1 pseudogene is annotated in these 437 nt (G+C 77.8%); it reads right to left on the bottom strand.

Annotated elements, in window-relative coordinates:
* Positions 1-116 precede the first annotated feature (116 nt).
* Positions 117-437: pseudogene (locus D7V88_RS42315) on the bottom strand (hypothetical protein); the annotation flags it as partial.

Here is a 437-nt window from a genome sequence, read left to right as displayed (position 1 = left end):
GTCCGACCCCCTGGCGTTCCGGAGGTCGGTGCGGCGAGCCGCGGAGTTCGTCAGCGGTGAGCCCGTGCCCGACGACGAACCCTTCACGATGACGCGGGCCGAGGCCGGCACGTAGGTCAGAAGATCGCGGTGATCGCGCTCGGGGCCGGCGGGGCACCGGTGACCACCGCTGCGTTCCGCGTGCGCCCGCCCGTGCCGGGCGTCGTCGTGGTGGGCGCGGCGGGCAGGCCGAGTGCGGCCGCGTCGGCGACGACCACCGGACGGTGGTGCACCACGGCACCGGCCGGCGGCAGGACCGCGGCGAGCGTGCCGGCGCCGCCCAGCGCCGCGATCCCGGCGACGACGGCGGTGAGTCCCGGACGACGGTGCGGTGTGTGCATGACGACGATCCTCGGCGCGGGCCGTGGGCCGGGCCTCGGCGTCGGGTGTGCGCCGGC

This window comes from Corallococcus terminator, assembly GCF_003611635.1.
Classification (GTDB): domain Bacteria; phylum Myxococcota; class Myxococcia; order Myxococcales; family Myxococcaceae; genus Corallococcus; species Corallococcus terminator.
Note: the sequence above shows the minus strand (reverse complement) of the source record. Positions and strands in the feature narration are given on the sequence as shown.